A 25,244-nucleotide genomic window follows, 5' to 3' on the forward strand; every position below is an offset into this window, starting at 1 on the left:
GCAGGGGGTGGGAGCGCGCACGGGGCTCGGGGGTGCGTGCGGGGGCCCATGAGAAGGGGGAGCGCGCACGAGGATCGGGGCCGGGCCCGGGGCTCAGGCCGCCTTCTCGGCGAACGCCCCCTCTTCGACGCCGAGTTCGGCGAGCAGTCGGGTGCGGAGCGCGGCGAGTGCGGGGTCGCCGGGGGAGCGGGGCCGGTCGAGGTCGACGGCGGTGTCGTACGCGATGACCCCGTCCCGCATCACCAGGGCGCGGTCCGCGAGCAGCAGCGCCTCGTCCACGTCGTGCGTGACGAGCAGGACCGTGCAGCCGCGCCGCTGCCACAGCTCGGCCACCAGGCGCTGCGCCTTGATCCGGGTGAGCGCGTCGAGCGCGCCGAACGGCTCGTCGAGCAGCAGCAGGTCCGGATCCCGTACCAACGCCCTCGCGAGGGAGGCGCGTTGGGCCTCACCGCCGGAGAGGGTCTTCGGCCAGGCACCCGAGCGGGCGCCGAGACCCACCTCGGCCAGGGCCTTCTCCGCGACCTCCCGGCCCGGCTTGCCCGGCAGGCCGAGCAGCACGTTGCGCCAGACCCTCTTCCAGGGCATGAGGCGCGGCGCCTGGAAGGCGACGGCGCGGCGGCGCGGGACGAGGACGGTACCGGATATCTCCCGGTCGAGCCCGGCCAGGACCCGCAGCAGCGTGGACTTGCCGCAGCCGCTGTGCCCGAGCAGCGCGGTGAACTGTCCGGCGTGGAGGGTCAGATCGAGCCCGTCGACCACGGGGCGTCCGTCGAAGGAGCGGGTGAGACCCCGGACGGTCACTGCCCGGTGAAGGTCGGTCGCCATTGCAGCAGCAGCCTTTCGAGAGTGCGGACGAGGGCGTCGGCGAGCAGGCCGAGGAAGGCGTAGACGACCAGGCAGACGACGATCACGTCCGTGCGGAAGAACTCCCGGGCCTGGTTCATGAGGAAGCCGATCCCGGCGTCGGCGTTGATCGACTCGCCGAAGACGAGGGCGAGCCAGGCCGTGGCGAGGGAGTACCGCAGACCGGTCATGGCGCCGGGCAGCGCGCCCGGCAGGACGACGTGCCGGACCAGCCCCCACCGGCCGAGCCCCAGGGACTCGCCGGCCTCGACGAGCTGGGCGTCGACGCCCCGGATCCCGGCGTACACGTTCAGATAGAGGTGGAAGGCGACGCCCAGGGCGATGAGGGCCACCTTCGGCGCCTCCCCGATCCCCAGCCAGATGATGAACAGCGGGATGAGGCCGACCCAGGGCACCGTCCGCAGCATCTGCACGGGGGCGTCGACGAGGTCCTCCCCGAGCCGCGAGAGCCCGGACACCAGGGCGAGGGCGACGCCCACCGCCCCGCCGAGCAGCAGCCCCACGGCGACGCGCCGCAGCGAGACGCCCATCGCGTGCGGCAGCGTGCCGTCCCCGATCAGCTCGCCGCCCGCCCGGGCGATGGTCCCCGGTGAGGCCAGCACGTCCGCCGGCAGCAGCCCCGCCGAGCTCGACGACTGCCAGAGCAGGAGCAGCAGCAGAGGTCCGACGGCCCGGCGCAGCCAGCGGGGGACGGAGAAGCCGCGTCCGGGTCCCCGTGCGGGGGTGAGGGACTCGACGCCCGAACTGGGCACGACCGATATGTCGGGCGCGGAAGGGGGTGGGAGGGGTGGGGCATGGTCGACCGTCATGGCGGACTCCGGGAGGGAGGGAGCGGCGAGGGTACGCGTCAGTGCCCGTGGGCGCGGAACGGGCGCGCGCACACGGCGGTCAGAGCGTCAGAAGGAAGGCGAGGAGCGGTGAAAGGGCGTCAGCGGCCGCGGCGACACGCGGCGGAGGCCACCCGCAGCAGGTCGATGTGACCGCGCGTGGTGAGCAGGGCTGTACGCAACATGGCGCGAACGTAGCGGCCGTCACGGGACGGGTCAACGGTGTCTCGGCACGTGGACGCGCCGTCCCGGGGTCCGGAACGCGGCGGAGAGTGATCGACGCCGCTCATCTCCGGTGCGCGAACTCGTTTACCGTGTCTCCGCACGAATGAAAGCCCGAAAACGGATGGAACGGGGCCCCGGTACGTCGTCGCCGCCCGGCGCCGACGGCGGAAAAGGGAACCGGGAGCCCGCGGCCGCCCCCTCGAACGGCCGCCGGCCCCCGGCATAAACGGCTCCCCACACGGTGAGCTGTGGAGGATCCCCCGACCACCCCGCGTAAGGACAGGCATGACGCTAGACCGACTCCCACCCCCGACCAAGGGCCCCGCACGCCACCGGCAGGGCCTGACGTGCCACGACGACCCGGCACGCCCCCGCGAGCCGACGGAGCCGGGCTCCGCGGGGGGCCCGAAGTTCCCCGGAACGACTCCGGCGGCCTTCACCCGCCTGAACGCGGTGGCCGCCGCACGGATCGGCGTCGGCCCGGACAAGTATGCCCATCTGCTCGGCATGGCCCCCGAACACCTGCGGGAGGACCGTTACCGCACGCCGGCCTCCACCAACATCCGCATCTGGGAACTCATGACCCTGGAAGCCCCGTGGCACGAGGTCTCCCTGAACATGGCCCACGCGAGCACCCTGGGAACCCTCGGCCTCTGGGACTACCTCCTCACCCAGGCGGCGACTCCGCTCGAAAGCCTTCGCGACGCCGCCGACTTCATCGCCACGGTGGCGGACGCCGGCACCGAGGCCCTGCGGATCGAGGCGGACGAGCGGCACGTCACCATCAGCCACGTCAACGCGGCCGACCTCACCGACGAGGTCGCCTCCGCGATACGGGCCTACTCCCTGGCCCTCTTCCGGCAGCGGTTCAGCGAGAGCACCCGCCGCGACATCACGCCCGTCAAGGTCGCCCTCGCGGCACGCGCCCCCCGGACGCACCGCTCCCTCACGCGGATGTACGGCACCCGGGCCGTCGAGTTCGCCAGTCCCGTCAACGCCATCACCTTCGAGGCCGCCGACCTCACGGCGCCCCAGCCCCACGCCCCCGGCCTCTCCGCCCACCTGCGCAGGCACGCCCGGCAGTCGCTCGAGGAAGCCGTCCCCCTGCTCGACTGGCTCGACGCCTTCCGCGCCGCTCTCCGGGCCGCCCTGGACACGGAGACCCCCACCCTGCGGAGCACGGCCCGGCGCATGGCGCTCGGCACGCGCACGCTCCAGCGCCGCCTCGAAGAGCACGGGAGCAGCTGGTCGGAGGAGCTCCAGACGGTACGCCGCGAGCACGCCCTCCACCTGCTCACGACCACCGGCATGACCCTCGACGCCGTCGCCAGGCGCACCGGCTACGCCGACACCGGCGGCCTGCGCCGCGCCGTCCAGCGCTGGACCGGACAGCCCGTCGCCGCGCTCCGCGCGCACGACGAGGACGGACACACCGCGGAATGACCGGCCGCCCCGCCCCGGCGTCCTCCGGCCGGGCGCGGAGCCCTCGTCGGCACGGACGCCCCCGTCCCCGGCCCCGTCCCCGACCCCGCGGCCGCCGGCCGGCCGCTCCGGCACCGCCCGGGCGTACGGCTCCGGCGCCCCCCTTCGCCCGGCCGCGCCGGTCCCGCACAATACGGGGGTGAGCGATGACGACCCGTACCTGTGGCTGGAAGAAGTCTCCGGCGACGCCGCCCTCGCGTGGGTGGCCGAGCGGAACGCCGAGACGGCGGAGGCCCTGGCCGCCGACCCCGGGTTCCTCCCGCTGAAGGAGCGCCTGCGGGAGGTGCTCGACGCCTCGGACCGCATCCCGTACACCGTCCGGCGCGGCGCGCACCTCTACAACTTCTGGCAGGACGCCGAGCACGTGCGCGGGGTGTGGCGGCGCACGACCCTGGAGCAGTACCGCAAGGACGAGCCCGAGTGGGAGACCGTCCTCGACGTCGACGCGCTCGCCGCCGAGGAGGACGAGAAATGGGTGTGGGACGGGGCGGTCGCGCGCCGGCCCGCCTACGACCGGGCCCTGGTGCGCCTGTCCCGGGACGGCGCCGACGCCGTGGTGGTCCGCGAGTTCGACCTGGAGACCAAGGAGTTCGTCGAGGACGGCTTCCGGGTGCCGGAGGCGAAGACCCGGATCGGCTGGATCGACGCCGACACCGTCTTCGTCTGCACGGACACGGGCCCGGACTCACTGACCGACTCCGGCTACCCCCGCACGGTCCGCCGCTGGCGGCGCGGCACCCCGCCGGAGGCGGCCGAGACCGTCTTCGAGGCCGGGGCGGCGGACGTGTCGGCCTGGGGGTACCACGACACCACGCCCGGCTTCGAGCGGGACTTCGTCGGCCGCTCGCTGGACTTCTTCCGCGGCGAGACCCACCTCCTGGAGCCCGGCGGGACGCTCGTGCGGATCGACGTGCCCGAGGACGCCGAGGTCTACGCCCACCGCCGGCACCTGATCGTCACCCTCAAGTCCGCGTGGCTGGGGCGGCCGAGCGGCTCGCTCCTCGCGTTCGACTTCGACGCCTTCCTCGCGGGCGACCGCACCTTCGAGACGCTGTTCACTCCCGACGAGCGGACCGCCCTCGCCGGGCACACCTGGACCCGCCACCACCTGATCCTGCAGACCATGCGCGACGTCAGCACCCGCGTCGAGGTCCTCACCCCCACCGACGAGGGCCCTTGGGACCGCTCGCCCCTCGTCGGGGTCCCGCCCCTCTCCGAGGTCGGCGTCACCGGCACGGACCCGGACCGCTCCGACGAGTACCTCCTCGACGTGTCCGGGTTCCTCCAGCCCTCCACCCTCCACCGGGGCGAGATCGGCGGCGACACCGAGGTCCTCAAGCGGGCCCCGGCCCGCTTCGACACGACCGGCCTGACCGTCGCCCAGCACTTCGCGACCTCCCGGGACGGCACGCGCGTGCCGTACTTCGTCATCGGCCCCGACCACTCCGCCACCGGCCCCGGACCCACCCTGCTCTACGGCTACGGCGGCTTCGAGGTCTCCCTCACCCCCTCCTACGGCGCCGTGCGGGGCCGGGCCTGGCTGGAGCGCGGCGGCACCCACGTCGTCGCCAACATCCGGGGCGGCGGCGAGTACGGCCCCGACTGGCACCAGGCCGCGCTCGGCGCCGCTCGGCCGCGCGCCTTCGAGGACTTCGCGGCCGTCGCCGAGGACCTCGTCGCCCGGGGCATCACCACCCCGGACCGGCTCGGCGCGGTGGGCGGCAGCAACGGCGGCCTGCTCATGGGCGCGATGCTCACCCGGTACCCCGAGCTGTTCGGCGCGATCGTCGCGCAGGTGCCGCTCCTCGACATGACCCGCTTCCACCGGCTCCTCGCGGGCGCGTCCTGGATCGCCGAGTACGGCGACCCGGACGACGAGGCCGACCTGCCGCACCTGCGGGACCTCTCCCCGTACCACCGCCTGGAGGCGGACCGCACCTACCCGCCCGTCCTCCTGACGACCTCGACCCGCGACGACCGCGTCCACCCCGGCCACGCCCGCAAGACGGCGGCACGGCTCCGGGAGCTCGGCCACCGCGTCCTGTTCCACGAGAACACCGGCGGCGGACACGCGGGCGCGGGGGACAACGAACAGGCCGCCCACAACAGCGCCCTCCTGCACACCTTCCTGTGGCAGAACCTCACGAGGACCGGGCCGGGGGCGGGTGACGTCACAGCCACCCCGAGCGCTGCGCCTGCAGCGCCATCTGGAACCGGCTCGTAGCACCGAGCCGGGCCATCAGGACCTGGATCCGGCGGAAGAGCGTACGGCGGCTGACCCCGAGCTCCCGGGCGACGACGTCGTCGCCCGCCCCGGCCGCGAGCAGCCGGAGGAGCCGGCGGTCGGCGGGCAGCAGCCCCGCCGGCCGCACCGAGCGGCCGTGCAGCGGCAGGGCGCCGCGCCAGGTCTGCTCGAAGAGCGCCACGAGCGCCGAGAGCAGGCCGCACGGCTGCACCACGAGCATGCTGTTGTGGACGTCGGCCTCCCTGATGGAGAGCGAGACCAGCGCGTACGCCTCGTCGATGACCAGCAGCTTCACCGGCACCGACGGCAGCACCCGCGCCTGCTCGCCCGCCTCCACGCACGGCTCGATCACCTCCTCCAGCTGCCCCGGGTGCTCCAGGGACGCCTGCGAGTAGACGACCCGCTGCGTCACCCCGCGCGCCAGGGTCGCCAGCGCGTCGTCGGTGGCGCCCGGCAGCGGGAAGTACGGCGGCGAGTCCAGCTGCCGGATCTGCTCCCGCGCGCTCGCCCAGGCCTGCCGCATCCGGGGGCCGACCGCCTCCCCGGTCACCACCTCGACCAGGTCGTCGTGGTACGCCGCGAGCCGCTGCCGCCGGAACGCCTCGAACGCCCCGCCGACCGTGATCCGGGACTCGTCCAGCTCGGCCGCCCGGTGCCGGCCGAGGATCTCCAGACCCGCCGCCGGGGGCACGGGCGCCACCGGGTCCCCGCCGTCCGCGACGGCGGTCGCCAGACCCGCGTCGACCAGCTCGCCGTACGCCGCCGCGATGCCGCCGCCCGCCAGACCGGCCGCCGCGCCGATCACGTCCAGCGGCGCGGGCCCGAGTTCGAGGAGGCGCGGATAGAGCCGCCGGGCCCCCTCCCCGATCCCCAGGAGCCGGAGCGCCTCACCGAGCCTCGCGTCGTTCGCCATGACCGCATTATCGGCGCCGCCCCACCCCGGCGTGTCCGATCCGTGCCACTGGCGGAACCCGGCCACCGGCGCCCGCCGATCGCAGTACCGTCCGGAGGCCGCCGACGCCCGGCGGCAGCGGGCACCCATCCGGAAGAAGGAGCAGGACGTGGCGAAGGGTCGCAAGAACGGCCTCTACGAAGGCGTCTCCGAGGAACTCTCCGCGCTCATGGGGACGGGGTGGGCGGACACCGAGCGGCACGGGCTCGAACCCGACGAGCAGGCCCCGTACGCGGCCCGCCGCCGCGCCGCGCTCTCCGCGCTCTTCCCCGGCGAGCGCCTGGTCGTCCCCTCGGGCAACCTCAAGTACCGCTCCAACGACGACGCCTACCCGTTCCGCCCGTACTCGGGCTACGTGCACCTGACCGGCGACCGGGCGCGCGACGGCGCCCTCGTCCTCGAACCCCGCGCCGACGGCGGCCACGACGCGTACTGCTACCAGCTGCCCCGGGACAGCCGGGAGGACGACGAGTTCTGGATCGGCTACACGGCCGAGCTGTGGACCGGGCGCCGCCGCTCCCTCGCGGAGTCCGGCGCCGTCCTCGGACTGCCCTGCCGCGACGTCCGCGCCGCCGCCGGGGACCTGGCCGCCGGCCCCGGCGTCCCCACCCGGATCGTCCGGGGGATCGACCCGGCCCTCGAAGCGGCCGTCACCACCGACGAGAAGCGCGACGAGGAACTGGAGGAGGCGCTGAGCGGCCTCCGGCTCGTCAAGGACGCCTGGGAGATCGGCGAGCTGCGCAAGGCGGTCGACTCGACCGTGCGCGGCTTCACCGACTGCGTCGGGGAGCTGTCCCGCGCGGTCGCCTCCTCCGAGCGCTGGATCGAGGGCACCTTCTTCCGCCGGGCCCGCCTGGAGGGCAACTCCGTCGGCTACGGCTCGATCTGCGCCGCCGGCGAGCACGCCACGATCATGCACTGGACGGACAACGACGGACCGGTGCGCCCCGGCGACCTGCTGCTCCTCGACGCCGGCGTGGAGACCCGCACTCTCTACACCGCCGACGTCACCCGCACCCTCCCGGTCAGCGGCACCTTCACCCCCGTCCAGCGCCGGGTGTACGACGCCGTGCACGAGGCGCAGGAGGCCGGGATGGCGGCTGTGCGGCCGGGCGCCCCCTACCGCGCCTTCCACGAGGCGGCGCAGCGCAGCCTGACGGCCCGTCTCGTCGAGTGGGGCTTCGTCGAGGGCCCGGCGGACCGCGCGTACGCCCTCGGCCTCCAGCGCCGCTTCACCATGGCCGGCACCGGCCACATGCTGGGCCTGGACGTCCACGACTGCGCGCGGGCGCGCACGGAGGAGTACGTCGACGGCGTCCTCGCGCCGGGCATGGTCCTGACCGTCGAGCCGGGCCTGTACTTCCAGCCCGACGACCTGACGGTGCCCGAGGAGTGGCGCGGCATCGGCGTCCGCATCGAGGACGACCTGCTCGTCACCGACGACGGCCACGAGAACCTGTCCGCGGGCCTGCCCCGCTCGGCGGACGAGGTCGAGGCGTGGATGGCGAGGGTGGCGGGCTGACGGCCCGGAGGGCCGGACGGGTCCGTTCCTCCGGACGGGTCCGCCTCTCCGGGCGTGCTCGGCACGCCGTCCCCTCCGGCGCGCCGTCACGCCCGGCCGGGCTCCCCGGCCGGAGACTGTCCTGGAAGACCGCCCGGCGGCGGACCGGGAGCGGCACGGCGGCAGGAGAGCCCGAATGGCGATCGTCCGGACCTGGGGAGCGCTCCTGCTGACCGTCGCGGGAGCGACTCCGGCCCTCGCCGCGACCCCGGCCCCGGTCCCGGCCCCGTGCGTGGCGTCCGTCCCGTACACCGCCGGGACCGGCGGCTACGCGAGCTACCGCGTCCCGGCCGCCGTGCGGACCCGTGAGGGCGCCGTCCTCGCCTTCGCCGAGGGGCGGGTCGCCGGCGGCGGGGACAGCGGGCACATCGACATCGTGGTGCGGCGCTCGGAGGACGGCGGGTGCACCTGGGGGCCGCTCCGGGTCGTCGCCGACGGGGACGGCGACACGCGCGGCAACCCCGCGCCGGTCGTCGACCCGCGCTCCGGCGACGTGGTCCTGCTCAGCTCGTACAACGGCGGGGAGGCGACGGAGGAGCGGATCCTGAGCGGCGAGGTGCCGGCGGACCGGGGGCGCCGGGTGTTCGTCCAGCGCGGCACCGACGACGGACGGACGTTCTCCCCGCCGCGGGAGATCACCGCGAGCGTGAAGCGTCCCGGCTGGCGCTGGTACGCCACCGGGCCGGGCCACGCCCTCGCCCTGACCCGTGGACCGCACGCGGGGCGCCTCGTCGTCCCCGCCGACCACTCGGCGGCGCCGCCCGCCGGTTCCTCCGACACCGGACGGGAACCCCGGTACTACGGGGCGCACGCGCTCCTCAGCGACGACGGCGGGCACTCCTGGCGCCTCGGCTTCGTGGACGCCGCTCACGACGGCCACGTCAACGCCAACGAGACGGCCGCCGCCGAACTCCCGGACGGCAGGATCTACTTCAACGCCCGCGACCAGCTCGGTACGAGTCCGGGGAACCGCGCGGACGCCGTCTCGGGCGACGGCGGCGCGACCCTCGAACGGCCCTTCGCGCCCCAGCCCGCCCTGGACCGCGTGCCCGTCGTGCAGGGCGGCCTCCTGCACGCGGGCGGGGTCCTGCTGTTCTCGGCCCCCTCGGTGCCGGACGCCCGCGCCGAACCCGCCGTCTGGCGCCTCGCGGACGACGGCGGGACCGCCGTGCGGGTGCTGACCGTCTCCCGGAGGAAGGCCGGCTACTCGGACCTGGTGCCCCTGGACGCCGGGACGGTCGGCCTGCTCCACGAGGCCGGGACCGCGAGCCCGTACGAGACCCTGGAGTTCCGCCGCATCCCCCTGGCGGAGCTGACGGGCCGGCCGGCCCGCCTCCCCGGCGACCCCTGGACGGGACGCGGACCGTACGGTTAGCTGCTCCTGCACCTATTCAACTAGTTGTCTATGGAGTCGTGCCGTGCACCCGTTCCGTACCGCCGTGGAGAACCGCGACCTCGACGCCGTCGAGGCCCTGCTCGCCGAGAACGTCGTCTTCACCAGCCCCGTCGCCTTCGAGCCGTACCCCGGCAAGGCCCTCACCGCCGCGATCCTGCGCGGGGTCCTCCGCGTCTTCTCCGACTTCCGGTACGTCCGCGAGATCGGGAGCACGGACGGCCGCGACCACGCCCTCGTCTTCACCGCGAAGATCGGGGACAGGGAGATCGACGGCTGCGACTTCCTCCACTTCGACGAGGAGGGGAGGATCGACGAGTTCACCGTCATGGTCCGCCCCCTCTCCGCCGCCCAGGCGCTCGCCACCGCCATGGGCGCCCAGTTCGACCGCATCAGGGAGGAGGCCGCCGAGGCCCTCGCGGCGGACGGGCGGTGAGCGGTCCGGAGGGGAGCGGAGCCGGACGGAAGGGGAACCGGGTTGACGGGCCGCAGGTGTCCGACCTGGGGAAACGAGCCTGATATTCGCTGATTCGGGTGATTGTGGGAAAGGTTAAACCTCCCCTCCGGGTAGAAGACGGTCACGCTCGACGTGACACGCGGAGCCACCCCCTGGAGAGGCCGATGCAGTTGATCCCCCGTCAAGGTCGCCACATGGAAGCGAGTTCGTCCGACGGTCGCACCGTCGTCGCCCTCCGGGGCGAGCTCGACCTCGTCTTGGTGCGGCGTCTGCGACCCGGACTCGACGCCCTGACCCGGGAGGCCGACGCGCTGACCCTCGACATCCGGGGTCTCACCTTCTGCGACGCCTCCGGACTCGGCCTCCTCGTCCGCTGCGCCCAGCGCACGCGCGAACGGGGCGCGCACTGGCAGCTCCTCTGCGACCAGCCGCGGATCCTCCGGCTCATCCGCCTGACCTCGCTCTGCGACGTCCTCCGCCCGGAGCCCGCACCGCCCGGCGGGCCCGCGCCACGGCCGGTACCGGCGGTACCCACCGGAAGGGCCGGCCCTTGCGGCTGCCCGTCCTCGGAGCGCCCCACGCCGTAGCCGACCCGCCGCCCCCCGCCCCGCCGCTCCTCGTACCGCCGTCCCCCGCCCCGCCGCTCCTCGTACCGCCGTCCCTCGTCCCTGCGGCCGGAATCCCGTGGCGGCGCGGTCGGGCGGGGGGCGAGGATGGCGCGATGACCCACAGCACGCAGCCCGCGAACGCCCCGACCGCGAACGCCCCGACCACGGACCTCCCGCCCGTCGACGCCCTGATCGTCGTGGACGTGCAGACGGCGTTCGTCACCGGTGACGGGGCCGTGCCCGGGGCGGACCGGCTCGTCGACCGGACGACGGACCTGATCGCCCGGGCCCGGCGGGCCGGGGCGCTCGTCGTCCACCTCCAGAACGACGGCCCGCCCGGGGCGGAGGACGAACCCCACACCCCCGGCTGGGAGTTGCACCACCACGTGGAGCCGGGCCCCCGGGAGCTGGTGATCCGCAAGCCCGAGGACGACGGCTTCCGGCGGACGCCCCTGGGCGGAGTCCTCACCGGCGCGGGGGTGCGGGCGGTCGCCGTCTGCGGGGTGATGTCGGAGATGTGCGTCCAGGCGACGGCCCGTACGGCCCTGGCGCGCGGCCACCGGGTCGTCGTGCCGTACGACGCGCACGCCACCCAGGACATCCCGGCGGTGCCGGGGATCGCCGGGGCGGTTCCGGCCGCGACGGTCTCACGGGTGGCGGCGTACGCCCTCGGAAGCGACGCGGAGGTCACCGCACCGGCCGCCGCCGTCACCTTCACGGCCCCCGTGCGGGCCTGAACGCCCGGCCCCGGGCGAGCGGAACGCGCCACGAACTCGTCCCGGAACGACGGCGAGCGGACTGTTCAAAGGCTTGTCGCTCTCTCTACGGTGGAGCCGGAGCGCCTCGTCGGCGTTCCGCACGACACGATGTCGCCGGGGACACCGTCGTCAGCGCCTCCGTGCGCGAGTCCGACGGACGGTACTGGGACCGGCACGACCCCGTCCGCGCCGTCGCCTCCCACCGGGCCTCCCTGGAGCTCAACACCCGGGCGGGGGAGGCGCGCGGCGCGGCCGTCGCGACGTACTTCCTCGGCTGCGCCCAGGACGCCGCCGGCACCCTCCGGGCGGAACGGGCCACGCACTACGAGGCCCAGGCCCTCGTCGCCCTCGCGGACATCGCCGAACGCACCGGCCTGCGCCGCGCCGACGCCCCCGGCTGGCTGGACCGCGCCGTCGGCATCCACGAGGAGGGCGGCAGCCCCCTCGCCCCGGCACTGCGGGCACGCCTGCGCGCGTGGGGGGACGAATAGCGGGGGAACGGTACGGCAGGGGCCTCTGAGCCGCGCCCCGTCGTCCCCTCTGCGGCGCGGACCCGCAGGACGAGGTCCTCGCCGGGCCGGGCGTCGACGCGCGGGGACGCCGTCCCCGACAGGGGGAGACCGGCGCGCAGATACGCGTACACGACCGCTGCCGCGCGCTCGGGACCGTGCGTGTCGTGCGTGCCGTACGGGGCGCCGGGCGCGGTCGCCTCGACGACCCGCCCATCCCGCAGGCCCACCAGATGGCCGCCCGTGCCGAGCGAGACCGCGGCCGCGAGGCAGCCGGGCCGGGCGGCCGGCGTCCCGTCGATCCAGCGCAGCGCGGCCGTCCCGGAGGCCGCGGGCGCGGTGCGCAGGACGACCGACGTGCTCTCGGCGGTCCGCAGGTCGCGTTCCTCGTCCGTGCAGGCGAGGTGGTCGAAGAGGTCGGACGACTCCGGCTCCGGCCGGTGGCCCGACGCCGCCGCGGCCGGGATCCGCTCCATCTCGACGACCGTGCGGAACCCGTCGTCCCGGGCCGCCACGCGCGTGCGTACCCGCCACGAGGTGACCGGCTCGGCCGGCCGGGAAAGGTCCGCCACCGCTCGGCGTCCTGCCCGACGGGAACGCGGAGGGGCGGTCCAGTGTGCATGGCCACCTCGCCCACGTACGTCCGACTCACCCGTCACCCGTCACCCGTCACCCGTCACCCGGCTCGCGGCCATGGTCCGGCTGCCTCAGTTCCTCGGAGAAGACAAGGGGTCCGGGCCCGGATCCGGACCCGACCGCCACCTTGTCCGCATGCCCCGCGGTCCTGCCCGGACCCGGTCACGTTCCACCCCGAGCGGCCGGGGGACATCGGACGGACGCACGCGCAGCGCCCGCCGACGATGTCTCGGATAGGGTGATTCGGTAGGAATCGCGCCCCCCGGGGCCGGCCGAGGCGTGGGGCGATGCGTTGGAGACTCACCAGTCGTCGAGCAGGGTTCCGCAGCCGCCCCGGGCGGCCGTGGGGGACGCCGGCGTGCTCCGCGAGCTGCTGCCGATCGCCCTCTGGCGGGAGGACGCCGACGGCCGCGTCGTCGAATGGTCCCTCGCCGCCCAGGACCTCCTCGGCCACCGTCCCGAGGACGTGCTCGGACGGCTCGCCACCCCGCTCCTCGTCCCCGACGCCAACCGGGAGCTCGCCGACCGGCTCACCGTCCGCGTCCAGGCGGGCGAGACCATCATGGGCACGCTGCCCGTCCGCCACCGCGACGGCCACACGGTCGCCATGGAGATGTGGATCGTGCCGGCCGCCGACCCCGAGGGGCGGACGGGGGCGATGCTCATCGCCGTGGAGACCTCCGAGGTCCTGCGGATGCGCGAGAACCTGGCGGCGATGGAGAGCCTCTTCACCCAGTCGCCCATCGGCCTGGCCCTGCTCGGCCCCGACCTGCGCTTCCTGCGCGTCAACGACGCCCTGGCCCTGATGAACGGCGTCCCGGCCGCCGAGCACGTCGGCCGCCGCCTCGCCGAGGTCGTGCCGGGCGTCAACGCCGACTCGCTCGAAGCCCTCATGCGCCGGGTCCTCCACAGCGGCACCGCCGTCGTCGACGCCCGCCGGGTCGGCCGTACCCCCGCCGACCCCGGACGGGACCACACCTGGTCCTGCTCGTACGCCCCGCTCCTCGACCGCGGCGAACGCCGGCCGCTCGGGCTCATCGCCTCCCTCGTCGACATCACCGAGAGCCAGGAGGCGCACGGCGAGGTCGAGCGGGCCCGGCACCGCTTCGCCCTGCTCGCGGAGGCCGGCGCCCGGATCGGCACCACCCTGGACCTCACGCGGACGGCCGAGGAGGCCGTCCGCTTCCTCGTCCCCCAGCTCGCCGACTCGGCCGACGTGCAGATGCTGGAGTCGGTCCTCGCGCCGGACGAGTCGGCCGCCTCCACCCGGGGCGTCCTGCGGCGGCTCGCCGCCCGCTTCCCCGAACCGGCCGCCCCCACGTCCCAGCTCGTACCGGGGCAGACCTTCCAGATCCCGCTCGACTCCGCGTACGAGCGGGCCGTCGCCCAGGGGCGGCCCACCGACCTCTACACGTCCGACCTCCCGGCCCTCTTCGGCGGCCCGCGCGCCGAGCCGCTGCGCACCTACTTCGCCGCCCGCATCGGCTCGGCGCGGCTCGTCCCCCTCGTGGCCCGGGGCAAGGTCCTCGGCACGATCACGGTGACCCGGCTGCGCGACCGCGAGCCCTTCGACGCCCAGGACCGGGTCCTCGTCGACGAGGTCGTGGCCCGCGCCGCCCTCAACATCGACAACGCCCGCCTCTACACCACCCAGCGGGAGGCCGCCCTCACCCTCCGGCGCTCTCTCGTCAACAACGCGCTCCCCACCGTCGCCGGTCTCGAACTGACCGGCCGCTACCTGCCCGCGAGCGCCCACGACGTCGGCGGCGACTGGTACGACGCCATCGCCCTGCCGGGCGGCAGGACCGGGCTCGTCATCGGCGACGTCATGGGCCACGGCATCCACGCGGCGGCCGTCATGGGCCAGCTGCGCACCGCCGTGCGGACCCTGGCCCGCCACGACATCCCGCCGGCCCGGATGCTCAGCTCCCTCGACGCGGTCGTGGCCGATCTCGGCGAGGACGAGATGGCGACCTGCGTGTACGCGGTCCACGACCCGGCCGCCGGCCGCTGGACGATCGCCCGCGCGGGGCACCCGCCGCCGGCCGTCGCCACTCCGGACGGGGCGGTCGGCTTCCTCGAAGGGCCGCCGGGCACCCCGCTGGGCACGGGCGCCCACGACTTCGGCACGGAGGAGGTCGTCCTGCCCCGGGGCGGGCTGCTCGTCCTCTACACGGACGGTCTCGTGGAGGCCCGCGACCGGGACCTCGACCAGGGCATGGGGCAGCTCGCCCGGGCGCTCCGCCCCCTCGACCGGCCCCTGGGCGCGCTGTGCGACGAGGTCCTCGTACGGCTCCTCGGGGGATCCGCCCAGGACGACGTGGCGATCCTGGTCGCCCGGAGCCTCCGCTGAGCCCGCCGTTCCTGGCGGGCGCGGATCAGGCCACGTCGATGTGCACGCTGGTCGACTTCACGCGGGCGGTGGCCTGCATGCCGACCTCGAGGCCCAGCTCCTCCACGGCCTCCCGGGTGAGGAGCGAGACGAGCCGGTGCGGACCGGCCTGGATCTCGACCTGGGCCGCGACGTCCCCGAGCTTGACGGCGGTCACGATCCCGGGGAACGCGTTGCGCGCGGAGGTGTACGGCTCCTCGCCGTCCCCGGCGGCGCCCTGTCCGACCTCGACGGAGAAGGCGGCGAGGTCACGGCCGTCGATGAGCCGCCGGCCGTTCTCGTCGCGGTGGGTGGTGACCCGGCCCGCGTCGGCCCAGCGGCGTGCCGTGTCGGGGCTGACGCCCAGCAGACGAGCCGCCTGCCCGATGGTGTAGGACTGCATGCGCGCAAGATTAAGCCGCCGGTTGTCGCATGTGCAATGATTTGAGGGGTGATTCCCTCGCATTTGCGATCGAGCGTCAGGCCGGGCGCCAGAGGGTCAGGAAGCCCCCGGCCTCCGCCCGATCGCCTCGACCAGCGGCAGCAGCCGGTGGGGCACCCGCTCGCGCAGCGCGATCTCGGTCCGGGTGCGGACCACCCCGGGCAGTCGGATGAGGCGCTGGATGACGTCCTCCAGGTGCCCGGCGTCCCGCGCCACCACCCGGGTCAGCAGATCGCCGCCCCCGGTGATGGAGAAGGCCTCCACGATCTCCGGCACGGACGCGAGGGCGTCCCCGACCTCGTCCAGGTGCCCCTGGGTCACCTCGACGTGCACGAAGGCGAGCACGGGGTGGCCGAGGGCGGCGGGGGAGAGGACCGGCCCGGTGGCGGTGATCACCCCGTCCCGTTCGAGCCGGTCGATCCGGGCCTGTACGGTGCCCCGCGCCACGCCCAGGATCCGCGCGTACTCGCGCACGCTCGTCCTCGGCTGCTCGATCAGCAGCCGCAGGATCCGGGTGTCGAGCCCGTCCACCGCCATGCTCCGCCGGCCTCCTTCGGTGCCGTCCGCCCGGGGCCGACTCTACGCTCCCCGGGCTCCCGCGCTCCTCAGTCCTCCGCGCCGGCCGCGTGCCTGGCCCAGAGGACCAGGGGGAGCTGGAGGGGGAGGCGGCCGTAGGCGACGGCCCTGGCCGCCGCCGGGCGGTGGCGCCAGTCGTACGCCATCTTCACGTTGGCGGGGAAGACGGCCGCGAAGAACAGGACGGTCGCGCGGGCACTCGCGCGGCGCGTCCTCGGCGCCGCGAGACCGGCGGCGAGCGCCAGCTCGGCGACCCCGCTGACCCGGGTCCACGTCCTCGGGCTGCCCGGCAGGGCGCGCGGCACGATCGAGTCGAACGGCTTCGGGGCGAGGAAATGGGTGGTGCCCGCGGCGGCCATCAGGCCGGCGAGAGCGAGGGCGGAATGTGCGGGCCGGGGCATGGGGATCCTCCGAGGCGACGGCGCGGAGCCGTTACTGACGAGTAAGTAAGAAGTGAGGATAGGTGGGGGCGGGGTGCACCGTCGAGACCTGGAGCGACCCCTTCCGCGATCCGGACCGCCGCCCTTGCCCGCCGCGGCGGCACCGCTCCGGCGGAAATGGTCCACTGGTCCACCAGTGGAGCACTCCGTACTCGTTCCACCTGGCCAATGGCGCAGTGGATCGGCGCCGAGTTGAGCCAATGGGAGGACGGGTGTTTTCCTGTGTCGTATCCACGTACTTTCGGCGCCGCGCAGCGCCGGGGCGGCGACGAGGCCGGTCCGGACCGCGGTGCCTTCGTCGTGTCCGCGTGACCCCACCACCCCGGGGCGCCGCGCGGCCGGCGAAAGGCAAGACAAGGGGGCGGCCACAGCCGTGAAGAAGATGTTCGTGGCCCCGGATCCGGGCCTCGTCCGACTGCGCGTCTCCCTGCGGGCGGTCCTCGGCATCGGCCTCGCGGTCGCGCTCGCCGAACTCGCGGGATTCTCCCTCACCGCCTCCATCACGGCCGGCCTCGCCGCGCTGCTCGCCCTCTTCACCGTGGGCGACCCGACCGTGCGCCGCCAGGCCGTCACCACCGCCCTGCTGCCGGCCGCCGGCTTCCCCGTCCTCGCCCTGGCGACCCTCCTCCACGGCCTCCCCCTCCTGCGCGACGCCGCCTGGCTCCTCGTCGTCTTCGCCGGGGTCTACGCCCGCCGCTGGGGGCCGCGCGGACACGCCCTCGGCATCTTCGCCTTCATGCAGTTCTTCGTGACGCAGTTCCTGCACGCGCTCCCCGCGCAACTGCCCGAGCTGTACGCGGCCGTCGCCCTCGCCCTGCTCGCCTCCGGAGCCGTCCGCTTCGGCGCCTGGTGCGTCGAGCGGCGCGTCCCGCCGCCCGCCGCGCCCGCCCCGCTGCCGGGCGCCGGCCTCGCCCGCCCCACCACCCGCCAGGCCTTCCAGGCCACCGCCGCCTGCGCCGTCGCCCTCGCCGCCGGACAGCTGATCTCCCACGAGCGCTGGTACTGGGCCGTCGGCACCGCCTGGTGGATCTTCGTCAACACCGCCTCGCGCGGCGAGACCCTCGTCCGGGGCTTCCGCCGGGTCCTCGGCACCGTCACCGGCATCGCCGCCGGGCTCCTGATCGCCGTCCCCCTGGGCGGCGCGCCCGCCCCGACCGCCCTCCTCGTCGCCGTGTGCGTCTTCGGGATCTTCTACACCGCCCCGCTCTCGTACAGCTGGATGATGTTCTTCGTGACCGTCATGGCCGGTCTGCTCTACGGTCTGCTCGGCGTCCTGCACCCCGGTCTCCTCGTCCTGCGCTTCCAGGAGACCGCCGTCGGCGCGATCGGCGCCGCGATCGGCGTGGCCCTGCTGCCCGTGACCACGCACGCCGCCACCAACGCCTGGATCGAGCGGGCCGTGACCTGCGTGCACACCTGCACCACGGCCGCCGCCCGCCGGCTCGCCGGCGACCCGGACGCCGACCCGGCGCCGCACGCCGTCGAACTGGAACTCCTGCTCGGCCGGGTCCGGCTCTCCCTCGCGCCGCTCGTGCACCCCCTGAGCCCGCTGCGCGCCCGCAAGGCCCGCGCCCGCCGGGTGCTCGCCCTCCTGGACGACTGCGCCCGCGAGATCAGGGGCCTCGCCGCCGTCGCCGCCGACCCGGACGCCTCGCACGACGCCCGGCTCGCGGCGGCCGCCTGGCGCGTCGAGGCCGCCGTCCACGCCCTCGTACCCCCGGCGGAGCCCGTACGGTCCCCGGCCGCCGGGGCCGCCGGGGTGCCGCACCACCACCCCGGCGCCGAGGCCGCCCTCGGTCACCTGCACGGTCTGGAGCAGGCGCTCGTGGACCTCGCGGCGCCCCTGCGCACGTCCCCCCGCGCGCCCCTGGTCCCGGCCGCCTGAGCCGTCCGCCCACGCTCAGAGGCCGGAACCGGTCCCCGGTTCCGGCCCCTTGGTCTAGACCCCTGCTACCGTCGGCCGCGGAACGGCCGGCCGGACGAGGCCGGCGCCGGGACAGGGGAGACGCCGTGGGCGACACAGGAACGGTCCGGAACGGGGAGCACGAGGGCGCGGTACGGGCCTGGATCGGCTCCTTCACCTCGGCGGGCGGACGCGGGGTCCTCGCCGCCGACGTGGACCCCGGGACGGGCGCGCTCACCGTCACCGGCGCGAGCGACGCCGTCGCCGACCCGTCCTTCCTCGCCCTCGCGGGGCCCCTGCTGTACGCCGTGTCCGAGACCGACGAGGGCGCCGTGACCGCCTTCGACGTCACCGGACCCGAGCCCCGGCCGCTCGGCGCCCCCGTCCCCGTCGACGGCTCCGGACCCACCCACCTCTCCCTGGCCGGGGGGCACGTCCTGACCGCCAACTACACCTCCGGCAGCGTCACCGTCCTGCCCCTGGCCGTCGACGGCACCGTCCGCCCCGCCACGGCGGTCCTGCGCCACGAGGGGAGCGGCCCCGTCGCGGACCGCCAGAGCGGCCCGCACGCCCACCAGGTGCTCCCCGACCCCAGCGGCCGCTGGGCCCTGAGCGTGGACCTCGGCACCGACTCCGTGTGGATCCACGCGCTCGACCCCGCGACCGAGGAGCCCTCCTTCCACGCCGAGACCGCGTTGCGCCCCGGCACCGGACCGCGCCACCTCGCCTTCCACCCGTCCGGCACGCACGCGTACGTGCTGCACGAGCTGGAGCCCGTCCTCACCGTCTGCCGCTGGGACGCCGAGACCGGCACCCTCGAACCGCTCGGCGAGACCCGCGTCGTCCCCGAGGGCGCCCCCGGCCCCAGCCATCCCTCCGAGGTGGTCGTCGCCCCCGACGGGCGCTTCCTCTGGGCCGCCGTCCGCGGCGACGACACCCTCGCCGTCCTCGCCCTCGACCCGGACGGGGCGAGGGCCGAGCTGACCGCCACCGTGCCCTGCGGCGGCACCTGGCCCCGCGACCTGACCCTCGCCCCCTCGGGACGGCACCTGTACGCGGCGAACGAGCGCTCCGGCGACGTCACCTGGTTCGCCCTCGACCCCGGGACCGGCGTTCCGGTCCGCGCGGGCGCGATCGAGGCCCCGGCGGCCTCCTGCGTCGTCCTGGGCTGAGCCCCCTGCCCCGGACACGACGAAGGGCCCGCACCATCCGGTGCGGGCCCTTCCGTGGAAGCGGCGAACGGCGTCGCGGCCCTCAGAGCGCGGGCGCGCCCTGCGGCTGCTGCGGCGGGATGCCCAGCGCGGCCGAGTACTGCGAGAGCACCAGCTTGCCGATCGCCGGGTAGGCGCCCAGCGGCTCGGCGGCGGCGCACCCGGCCTCCTTCGAGGCCTCGTCGAGGAGCCCCTCGGCCAGCTCGGGGCCGATCAGGTACGGCGCGAGGGCCAGCTGCTCCGAGCCCGCGGCGCGCAGCTGATCGGCGACGGAGGCGATCGAGCCCTCCTGGTCGAGCGCGGCGGCGATCACCGGCACGGCGAGGCGCGCGGCGAGCAGCATGCCGGTGATCCCGGCGGCCTGCACGGCCTCCTCGCCGCCGACCGTGGCCAGGATGATGCCGTCGGCGGCCGTCGTGACCGTGAACAGGCGGGCGCGGTCGGCGCGGGCCAGGCCCGCCTCCGACAGGCGCACGTGCAGCGCCTCCGCGAGCAGCGGGTGCGGGCCGAGGACGTCGGTCAGCTCGGCGGTGTTGCCGCCGTCCATCACGGCCTGGCGGACCCGGCGCGTCTGGGCGCTGTCGGGACCGGCGAGCAGCGGGACGACGACCGCGGCCGGACCCGCCGGGGCGGCGACCTCGCGGCCGGCGGCCACGGCCAGCTCGTACCGCTGGGTGCGCAGCGCCTCGACGGCCGTCAGCACACCGGCCAGGGACGGGAACTCGGCGTCGTCGCCCTCCAGGAAGCCGATCGCGGCCTCCAGGCCGGGCAGCTCGGACCGGGCGATGCTCACGACCTCTTCGGCCAGCGAGCGTATGGCGGCGGACGGCACGCCGGGAACGGCGAGAACCAGTGCGGGAGCGCCCTCGGGCGCCGCCGCGGGTTCGGGGCGACGGTGCCGCCCGGACTGGCGGGGTCGAGGCATTCGTACAGGCAGGCCGGAAGCAGGCCCAGTGGGGGAGCTCATGGCGCCGCATGCTACTGGTTTCGCCCCCGCCGCCGTTCGCTGAGGTGCGGTCACGCGTCTTCTGTCCCCCTATGTCCGGTCCCCTGCGTCACTGTCGTTTCCCTCCGGCCCGCCTCCGCCCGCGCCCGGCCGTCCCCGACCCGCCGCATCGGCCCCCACCTGGGCGGACGCCCCGCCACGAGCCCCCCTTCGCCGAACAGCCGGAGCAGCGCCGGGTCCTCCGGCAGCCGCAACGTCCCGGTGGCGAGCGCCGAGGCGAGGGCGACCGCCCCGGCCAGCGGATCCCCCGCGGCCTCCACCGTCCGGGCGTGCGGAAGCAGCTCCCCGAGCGCGGCCCGCAGGGGCACGAGCAGGGGGTCGCCCATCCTGAACAGGCCCCCGGTCAGGGCCACCAGGGCCCCGGACCCGGCCGGGCACACGGCACCGGCCGCCTCCGCGACGTGCGCACCGGCCCGCGCGAGGATGTCCGCCGCCACCGGGTCCTCCGGCGCGCAGCGCCCCACCTCGGGCGCGAAGGAGGCGAGCACCGCGGGCCGGTCCGTACGGGGATAGAGCACGCCCGGCAGGCCCGCCACCGGCCCGAACAGCTTCTCGGCCCGGCCCAGGAGCGCCGCCGAACCGCCGCGCCGCCCGTCGTACGCGCGCATCGCCGCCTCCAGGCCCGCCCGGCCGATCCAGGCGCCGCTGCCGCAGTCGCCCAGGAGGTGCCCCCAGCCGTCGGCCCGCCGCCAGGTCACCAGGTCCGTGCCGAGCGCGATCATCCCCGTGCCGCCCGCGACGACCGCGCCCGGCCGCTGTCCCAGCGCCCCCGCGTACGCGGTGACCGCGTCGGCCGCGAGCGCGAGCCGCCGCACCCCCCACGCCGCCGCGAACGCGCCCGGCAGTTCGGCCCGCAGCTCGTCCCCGAGGGTCGCCATGCCGGCGGCGCCCACGGCCGCGGCGAGCACCGGCCGCCCGCCGAGGGGCGCCGCCAGGGCGCGGACGGCCGGCAGGACCTGCTCCAGGAGGTGGGCGGCGGAGATCCCGCCCGGCCCGGTCCGCACCGGCTCGCGCGACGCGCGGCCGCCGAGGACCGTGCCGGTCGCGGCGTCGGCCAGGGCGATCCGCAGCCCCGAACCACCGGAGTCGACACCGACGACCAGACCGTTCGTAGCGGCCGGGGGTTCGTTCACGGAGACCAAGGTGCACCGTCCTCGCGGAAGTGGTCCGAAGCGGTCGGAAGGGGGCGGGCGCGGGGCCCGGCGGACGTCCGGGCCCGTTGTCACTGTAGGCCGGTAGAGTGACGGACCGTGACAGCGCGACCTTTGAGTGAACTGGTGGAGCCCGGCTGGGCGGAGGCCCTGAGCCCCGTCGCGGGACGGGTGGCGGCGATGGGCGACTTCCTGCGGGCGGAGATCGCCGCGGGCCGTACGTACCTCCCCTCGGGACCGAACGTCCTGCGGGCCTTCCAGCAGCCCTTCGACGACGTGAGGGTCCTGATCGTGGGTCAGGACCCCTACCCCACGCCGGGAATGGCGATCGGACTGAGCTTCGCGGTCGCGCCCGAGGTTCGCTCCCTGCCCGGCAGCCTGGAGAACATCTTCCGGGAGCTGCACACCGACCTGGGCCTGCCCCGGCCGTCCAACGGCGACCTGACCCCCTGGACCCGCCAGGGCGTCCTGCTCCTCAACAGGGCGCTGACCACCGCCCCGCGCAAGCCGGGCGCCCACCGGGACAAGGGCTGGGAGGAGGTCACCGAGCAGGCGATCCGCGCCCTCGCGGCCCGGGGCAAGCCCCTGGTGTCGATCCTGTGGGGCCGCGACGCCCGCAACACCCGCCCGTTCCTGAACGGCCTCCCGGCGGTCGAGTCCGCGCACCCCTCCCCGATGTCGGCGGACCGGGGCTTCTTCGGCTCCCGGCCCTTCAGCCGCGCCAACGAACTCCTGCTCGGCCTGGGCGCGCAGCCGGTGGACTGGCGCCTGCCCTGACCCGGCCTCCGGAGGCGGCGCGCCCCGGGCCACCGCCGTCCGGGCGCCCCGGGCCACCGCCGTGCGCCTGTCTCAGACCACCGCCGCCCGCACGCACAGCACGTCCGGCAGGTGCTCGGCGAGGAGGCGCCAGGTGTCCCCGTCGTCCTCGCTCGCGTACACCTCGCCGTTCCGGTTGCCGAAGTAGACGCCCGCCGGGTCCGCGTCGTCCGTGCACAGCGCGTCCCGCAGCACCGTGCCGTAGTGGTCGCCCTCGGGCAGCCCGGCCGACAGCGGCTCCCACGTGTCCCCGGCGTCGGTCGTGCGGTAGACCCGGCACCGGCGGCCGGCGGGCACCCGGTCGGAGTCCGCCGTGATGGGGAAGAGGTAGGCGGTGTCGGGGCGGTGGGGGTGCGCGGCGACCGCGAAACCGAAGTCGGAGGGGAGTCCCGAGCCGATGTCGGACCAGACGGCGCCCGCGTCGTCGCTGCGGAAGACGCCCCAGTGGTTCTGGAGGTAGAGCCGGTCCGGATCGCCCGCGTCCTGGGCGATCTTGTGGACGCACTGCCCGAACTCGGGGTGCGGATCCGGCAGGAACACCGCGGACACGCCCTCGTTGGAGGGCTCCCACGCCGCCCCGCCGTCCCGCGACCGGAACACCCCGGCGGTCGACACCGCGACCGCGAGCGCGTCGGGGTCGCGGGGGTCGGTGACCACGGTGTGCACGGCCTCGCCGCCCCCGCCGGGCACCCACCGCGACCGGGTCGGGTGCTCCCACAGCGGGCGGACCAGCTCGAAGGACTCGCCGCCGTCCGCCGACCGGAAGAGCGCGGCCGGCTCCGTCCCCGCGTACACCACGCCGGGGGAGTGCTTCGGCGCCGGGTGCAGCTGCCAGACGCGCTCCAGGGAGGCCCCGGTGTCCTCGGGGAAGCGCACGGCCGGCCGGGCCGGCTCCGTCCAGCTCCGGCCGAGGTCGTCGGAGTGGAAGACGGACGGCCCCCAGTGGGCGCTGTCCCCGCCGACGAGCAGTCGCGGGGTCGGCCCCCGGGTGTCGACGGCGACCGAGTACACCGCCTGCGCGGGGAACGCCGGTTCCCCGAACTCCCATCGTCCGTCGTGCCTTCGGCCGATGAAGAGGCCCTTGCGGGTTCCCACGGTGAGGAGTACGTCGGGCATGGCTGCCACCTCCAGGACGCCTTTGTCACGGATACGGTCAGTCTGCACCCACCCACTGACAACGCCTCCGGGACGCGCCCTCGGGCCTCCCCGGGCCCCGTCAGATCGCCCAGGCGTACTGCGACGGCGCGTGGGTCTCCGCGCCCAGCTCGCGGGCGGCGCGGCGGGGCCAGGAGGCGTCGCGGAGCAGCTCGCGGCCCAGGAGGACCGCGTCGGCCTCGCCGTTGGCGACGATCTTCTCGGCCTGTCCGCTCTCGGTGACGAGGCCGACGGCGGCCACGGGCAGGCCGGTCTCCGCCCTGACGCGGGCGGCGAAGGGCACCTGGTAGCCGGGACCCACCGGGATCCGGGCCGGTCCGCCGTTGCCGCCGCTGGAGACGTCGAGCAGGTCCACGCCGTGCTCGCGCAGCAGCGCGGCGAACCGCACGGTCTCGTCGACCGTCCAGCCCCGCTCCTCCAGCCAGTCGGTGGCCGAGATCCGGAAGAAGACGGGCAGGTCCTCGGGCCACACGGCCCGCACCGCGTCGACGACCTCCAGGGCGAAGCGGGTCCGGTTCTCGAAGGAGCCGCCGTAGGCGTCCGTGCGGTGGTTGCTGTGCGGGGAGAGGAACTCGCCGATGAGGTAGCCGTGGGCGCCGTGCACCTCGACGACCTCGAACCCGGCCGCCAGGGCGCGGCGGGCCGCGTCCGCGAACTGCCCGGTGATCTCCCGGATCCGCTCCTCGGTCAGCTCGGTCGGCACCGGGTGGTCCTCGGCGAACGGGACCGGGCTGGGGCCGACGGGCTGCCAGCCGTCGCCGCCGGGCGCGACGGGCCCCCGGCCCTCCCAGGGGCGGTCGGTCGACGCCTTGCGGCCGGCGTGACCGATCTGGATGCCGGGCACGGTGCCGTGCTCCTTGAGGAAGCCGGCGATCCGCCGCAGCCCCTCGGTCTGCGTGTCGTTCCAGAGGCCGAGGTCCGCCGGACTGATGCGGCCCTCGGGGGCGACGGCGGTCGCCTCGACCAGGATCAGTCCGGCGCCGCCGGTGGCGCGGGCCGCGTAGTGGGCGAAGTGCCAGTCACGGGCGACCCCCGCGTCGGGTCCGGTCGTCTCCGCCGAGTACTGGCACATGGGCGCCATCCAGACCCGGTTGGGGAAGGTCAGGGACCGCAGGGTGAAGGGCTCGAACAGGGCGACGCTCATGACGGACTCCGTTTCGGGGTGCCTCGGTCGCGGAAAAGCCGCGAAGACGCTCGTACGATACTCACCGTACTACGGCATCCGTCAAACTACGAGTTCCCTCGTACAATGGCTTCTTCCCGGAGAAGTGGAGCCGCCGCCATGACGACCACCACCAGCCCGCGCGTTCTCGAACACCCCGCGCGCGACCAGATCCGCCTCGAGGACGTGCTGCACGCGCTCGCGGACGCGGTGCGCCTGCGGATCGTGCGGGACATGGCGCGCGAGGACGCCGAACTGAGCTGCTCGTACTTCGACCTGCCGGTGACCAAGTCCACGACGACCCACCACTTCCGGGTGCTGCGCGAGAGCGGGGTCGTCCGGCAGGTGTACCGGGGCACGGCGAAGCTCAACGCCCTGCGCAGGGAGGACCTCGACGCGCTCTTCCCCGGCCTCCTCGACACCGTCCTCGCGGCGGCGGAGGCCCAGACCGGCCGTGACGGGGGCGCAACCGCCTGACGGCCGGAGGGTGCCCG

The 25,244-nt window shown here is 75.4% G+C and carries 23 protein-coding genes; 13 read left to right on the top strand and 10 right to left on the bottom strand.

Features of this window, described 5'->3' with window-relative positions; genetic code table 11:
* Positions 1 to 93 precede the first annotated feature (93 nt).
* Positions 94 to 825 (bottom strand): ABC transporter ATP-binding protein, encoded by a 732-nt coding sequence (locus ACFY7E_RS24875; RefSeq protein WP_389488304.1) that lies wholly within the window; start codon positions 823 to 825, stop codon positions 94 to 96.
* Positions 798 to 1,673 (bottom strand): ABC transporter permease, encoded by an 876-nt coding sequence (locus tag ACFY7E_RS24880; protein WP_389488306.1) that lies wholly within the window; start codon positions 1,671 to 1,673, stop codon positions 798 to 800. Before ACFY7E_RS24880 ends, ACFY7E_RS24875 begins: the two co-directional genes overlap by 28 nt.
* A gap of 528 nt (positions 1,674 to 2,201) precedes the next feature.
* Here ACFY7E_RS24880 and ACFY7E_RS24885 point away from each other — a divergent pair.
* Both ACFY7E_RS24885 and ACFY7E_RS24890 read left to right on the top strand, forming a co-directional pair.
* A complete protein-coding gene (locus tag ACFY7E_RS24885) occupies positions 2,202 to 3,359 on the top strand; it encodes a helix-turn-helix domain-containing protein (RefSeq protein ID WP_389488308.1) in 1,158 nt (385 codons plus the stop codon).
* Between the two features lie 178 nt (positions 3,360 to 3,537).
* Positions 3,538 to 5,622 (top strand): prolyl oligopeptidase family protein, encoded by a 2,085-nt coding sequence (locus tag ACFY7E_RS24890; RefSeq protein WP_389488310.1) that lies wholly within the window; start codon positions 3,538 to 3,540, stop codon positions 5,620 to 5,622.
* Here the strand turns inward: ACFY7E_RS24890 and ACFY7E_RS24895 are convergent.
* A complete protein-coding gene (locus ACFY7E_RS24895; protein WP_389488312.1) occupies positions 5,570 to 6,556 on the bottom strand; it encodes a LuxR family transcriptional regulator in 987 nt (328 codons plus the stop codon). The two genes, ACFY7E_RS24890 and ACFY7E_RS24895, sit on opposite strands and share 53 nt — an antisense overlap.
* Positions 6,557 to 6,704: 148 nt before the next feature.
* Here ACFY7E_RS24895 and ACFY7E_RS24900 point away from each other — a divergent pair, with 148 nt between their 5' ends.
* The 7 genes from ACFY7E_RS24900 to ACFY7E_RS24930 all read left to right on the top strand — a co-directional run bounded on the left by ACFY7E_RS24900 (position 6,705) and on the right by ACFY7E_RS24930 (position 14,870).
* Entirely contained in the window at positions 6,705 to 8,117 is a 1,413-nt protein-coding gene (locus ACFY7E_RS24900) for an aminopeptidase P family protein (RefSeq protein WP_389488314.1), read from the top strand.
* A gap of 175 nt (positions 8,118 to 8,292) precedes the next feature.
* The gene (locus ACFY7E_RS24905) at positions 8,293 to 9,531 is read left to right on the top strand and encodes an exo-alpha-sialidase (protein ID WP_389488316.1); all 1,239 of its coding nucleotides are present in this window, start codon (positions 8,293 to 8,295) and stop codon (positions 9,529 to 9,531) included.
* 43 nt (positions 9,532 to 9,574) lie between these two features.
* Positions 9,575 to 9,985 carry a nuclear transport factor 2 family protein gene (locus ACFY7E_RS24910; RefSeq protein WP_389488318.1) on the top strand — a complete coding sequence of 137 codons (411 nt, stop codon included), beginning with the start codon at positions 9,575 to 9,577 and terminating at the stop codon, positions 9,983 to 9,985.
* A gap of 215 nt (positions 9,986 to 10,200) precedes the next feature.
* Entirely contained in the window at positions 10,201 to 10,593 is a 393-nt protein-coding gene (locus tag ACFY7E_RS24915; protein WP_389488320.1) for an STAS domain-containing protein, read from the top strand.
* A 134-nt stretch (positions 10,594 to 10,727) separates the two neighbouring features.
* Positions 10,728 to 11,351, top strand: coding sequence for an isochorismatase family protein (locus ACFY7E_RS24920; protein WP_389488322.1), 624 nt, complete (start codon positions 10,728 to 10,730; stop codon positions 11,349 to 11,351).
* A gap of 161 nt (positions 11,352 to 11,512) precedes the next feature.
* Entirely contained in the window at positions 11,513 to 11,863 is a 351-nt protein-coding gene (locus ACFY7E_RS24925) for a hypothetical protein (RefSeq protein WP_389488324.1), read from the top strand.
* Between the two features lie 1,012 nt (positions 11,864 to 12,875).
* Positions 12,876 to 14,870 (top strand): SpoIIE family protein phosphatase, encoded by a 1,995-nt coding sequence (locus ACFY7E_RS24930; RefSeq protein WP_389488326.1) that lies wholly within the window; start codon positions 12,876 to 12,878, stop codon positions 14,868 to 14,870.
* A gap of 25 nt (positions 14,871 to 14,895) precedes the next feature.
* On the opposite strand, the gene ACFY7E_RS24935 is transcribed toward ACFY7E_RS24930, so the two are convergent.
* From ACFY7E_RS24935 to ACFY7E_RS24945, 3 genes are all read right to left on the bottom strand, one after another.
* The gene (locus ACFY7E_RS24935; RefSeq protein ID WP_383440762.1) at positions 14,896 to 15,291 is read right to left on the bottom strand and encodes a molybdopterin-binding protein; all 396 of its coding nucleotides are present in this window, start codon (positions 15,289 to 15,291) and stop codon (positions 14,896 to 14,898) included.
* Between the two features lie 96 nt (positions 15,292 to 15,387).
* The gene (locus tag ACFY7E_RS24940; RefSeq protein WP_389488328.1) at positions 15,388 to 15,867 is read right to left on the bottom strand and encodes an Lrp/AsnC family transcriptional regulator; all 480 of its coding nucleotides are present in this window, start codon (positions 15,865 to 15,867) and stop codon (positions 15,388 to 15,390) included.
* Between the two features lie 68 nt (positions 15,868 to 15,935).
* Positions 15,936 to 16,307 carry a hypothetical protein gene (locus tag ACFY7E_RS24945; protein ID WP_389488330.1) on the bottom strand — a complete coding sequence of 124 codons (372 nt, stop codon included), beginning with the start codon at positions 16,305 to 16,307 and terminating at the stop codon, positions 15,936 to 15,938.
* Between the two features lie 421 nt (positions 16,308 to 16,728).
* Between ACFY7E_RS24945 and ACFY7E_RS24950 the strand changes: the two genes are divergently transcribed.
* Both ACFY7E_RS24950 and ACFY7E_RS24955 read left to right on the top strand, forming a co-directional pair.
* Entirely contained in the window at positions 16,729 to 18,231 is a 1,503-nt protein-coding gene (locus ACFY7E_RS24950; protein ID WP_389488517.1) for an FUSC family protein, read from the top strand.
* Positions 18,232 to 18,356: 125 nt separating this feature from the next.
* Positions 18,357 to 19,421 (top strand): lactonase family protein, encoded by a 1,065-nt coding sequence (locus ACFY7E_RS24955; RefSeq protein WP_389488332.1) that lies wholly within the window; start codon positions 18,357 to 18,359, stop codon positions 19,419 to 19,421.
* Between the two features lie 82 nt (positions 19,422 to 19,503).
* Here ACFY7E_RS24955 and ACFY7E_RS24960 read toward each other — a convergent pair whose 3' ends face one another.
* Entirely contained in the window at positions 19,504 to 20,427 is a 924-nt protein-coding gene (locus ACFY7E_RS24960; RefSeq protein ID WP_383440750.1) for a sirohydrochlorin chelatase, read from the bottom strand.
* Positions 20,428 to 20,477: 50 nt separating this feature from the next.
* Positions 20,478 to 21,608: an N-acetylglucosamine kinase gene (locus ACFY7E_RS24965; RefSeq protein ID WP_389488334.1), complete on the bottom strand. Its 1,131-nt coding sequence runs from the start codon at positions 21,606 to 21,608 to the stop codon at positions 20,478 to 20,480.
* A gap of 108 nt (positions 21,609 to 21,716) precedes the next feature.
* Between ACFY7E_RS24965 and ACFY7E_RS24970 the strand changes: the two genes are divergently transcribed.
* Positions 21,717 to 22,394, top strand: a complete 678-nt coding sequence (locus ACFY7E_RS24970) for a uracil-DNA glycosylase (RefSeq protein ID WP_062757865.1) — start codon at positions 21,717 to 21,719, stop codon at positions 22,392 to 22,394.
* A gap of 72 nt (positions 22,395 to 22,466) precedes the next feature.
* Here ACFY7E_RS24970 and ACFY7E_RS24975 read toward each other — a convergent pair whose 3' ends face one another.
* Positions 22,467 to 23,549 carry a WD40/YVTN/BNR-like repeat-containing protein gene (locus ACFY7E_RS24975; RefSeq protein ID WP_389488337.1) on the bottom strand — a complete coding sequence of 361 codons (1,083 nt, stop codon included), beginning with the start codon at positions 23,547 to 23,549 and terminating at the stop codon, positions 22,467 to 22,469.
* A gap of 100 nt (positions 23,550 to 23,649) precedes the next feature.
* Positions 23,650 to 24,732: an NADH:flavin oxidoreductase/NADH oxidase gene (locus ACFY7E_RS24980; protein WP_389488339.1), complete on the bottom strand. Its 1,083-nt coding sequence runs from the start codon at positions 24,730 to 24,732 to the stop codon at positions 23,650 to 23,652.
* A 138-nt stretch (positions 24,733 to 24,870) separates the two neighbouring features.
* Between ACFY7E_RS24980 and ACFY7E_RS24985 the strand changes: the two genes are divergently transcribed.
* Complete coding sequence (locus ACFY7E_RS24985; RefSeq protein ID WP_383440736.1) at positions 24,871 to 25,227, top strand: ArsR/SmtB family transcription factor; 357 nt, start codon at positions 24,871 to 24,873, stop codon at positions 25,225 to 25,227.
* The last annotated feature ends 17 nt before the right edge of the window (positions 25,228 to 25,244 follow it).

The organism is Streptomyces sp. NPDC012825 (genome assembly GCF_042900925.1).
Lineage (GTDB): Bacteria > Actinomycetota > Actinomycetes > Streptomycetales > Streptomycetaceae > Streptomyces.

Excerpts from the sequence above, each read along its gene's own strand:
- ACFY7E_RS24875 (WP_389488304.1), bottom strand. The coding sequence starts at position 825 with ATGGCGACCGACCTTCACCGGGCAGTGACCGTCCGGGGTCTCACCCGC.
- ACFY7E_RS24880 (WP_389488306.1), bottom strand. The coding sequence starts at position 1,673 with ATGACGGTCGACCATGCCCCACCCCTCCCACCCCCTTCCGCGCCCGAC.
- ACFY7E_RS24885 (WP_389488308.1), top strand. The coding sequence starts at position 2,202 with ATGACGCTAGACCGACTCCCACCCCCGACCAAGGGCCCCGCACGCCAC.
- ACFY7E_RS24895 (WP_389488312.1), bottom strand. The coding sequence starts at position 6,556 with ATGGCGAACGACGCGAGGCTCGGTGAGGCGCTCCGGCTCCTGGGGATC.
- ACFY7E_RS24905 (WP_389488316.1), top strand. The coding sequence starts at position 8,293 with ATGGCGATCGTCCGGACCTGGGGAGCGCTCCTGCTGACCGTCGCGGGA.
- ACFY7E_RS24915 (WP_389488320.1), top strand. The coding sequence starts at position 10,201 with ATGGAAGCGAGTTCGTCCGACGGTCGCACCGTCGTCGCCCTCCGGGGC.
- ACFY7E_RS24920 (WP_389488322.1), top strand. The coding sequence starts at position 10,728 with ATGACCCACAGCACGCAGCCCGCGAACGCCCCGACCGCGAACGCCCCG.
- ACFY7E_RS24935 (WP_383440762.1), bottom strand. The coding sequence starts at position 15,291 with ATGCAGTCCTACACCATCGGGCAGGCGGCTCGTCTGCTGGGCGTCAGC.
- ACFY7E_RS24940 (WP_389488328.1), bottom strand. The coding sequence starts at position 15,867 with ATGGCGGTGGACGGGCTCGACACCCGGATCCTGCGGCTGCTGATCGAG.
- ACFY7E_RS24945 (WP_389488330.1), bottom strand. The coding sequence starts at position 16,307 with ATGCCCCGGCCCGCACATTCCGCCCTCGCTCTCGCCGGCCTGATGGCC.
- ACFY7E_RS24950 (WP_389488517.1), top strand. The coding sequence starts at position 16,729 with ATGTTCGTGGCCCCGGATCCGGGCCTCGTCCGACTGCGCGTCTCCCTG.
- ACFY7E_RS24960 (WP_383440750.1), bottom strand. The coding sequence starts at position 20,427 with ATGAGCTCCCCCACTGGGCCTGCTTCCGGCCTGCCTGTACGAATGCCT.
- ACFY7E_RS24975 (WP_389488337.1), bottom strand. The coding sequence starts at position 23,549 with ATGCCCGACGTACTCCTCACCGTGGGAACCCGCAAGGGCCTCTTCATC.
- ACFY7E_RS24980 (WP_389488339.1), bottom strand. The coding sequence starts at position 24,732 with ATGAGCGTCGCCCTGTTCGAGCCCTTCACCCTGCGGTCCCTGACCTTC.
- ACFY7E_RS24985 (WP_383440736.1), top strand. The coding sequence starts at position 24,871 with ATGACGACCACCACCAGCCCGCGCGTTCTCGAACACCCCGCGCGCGAC.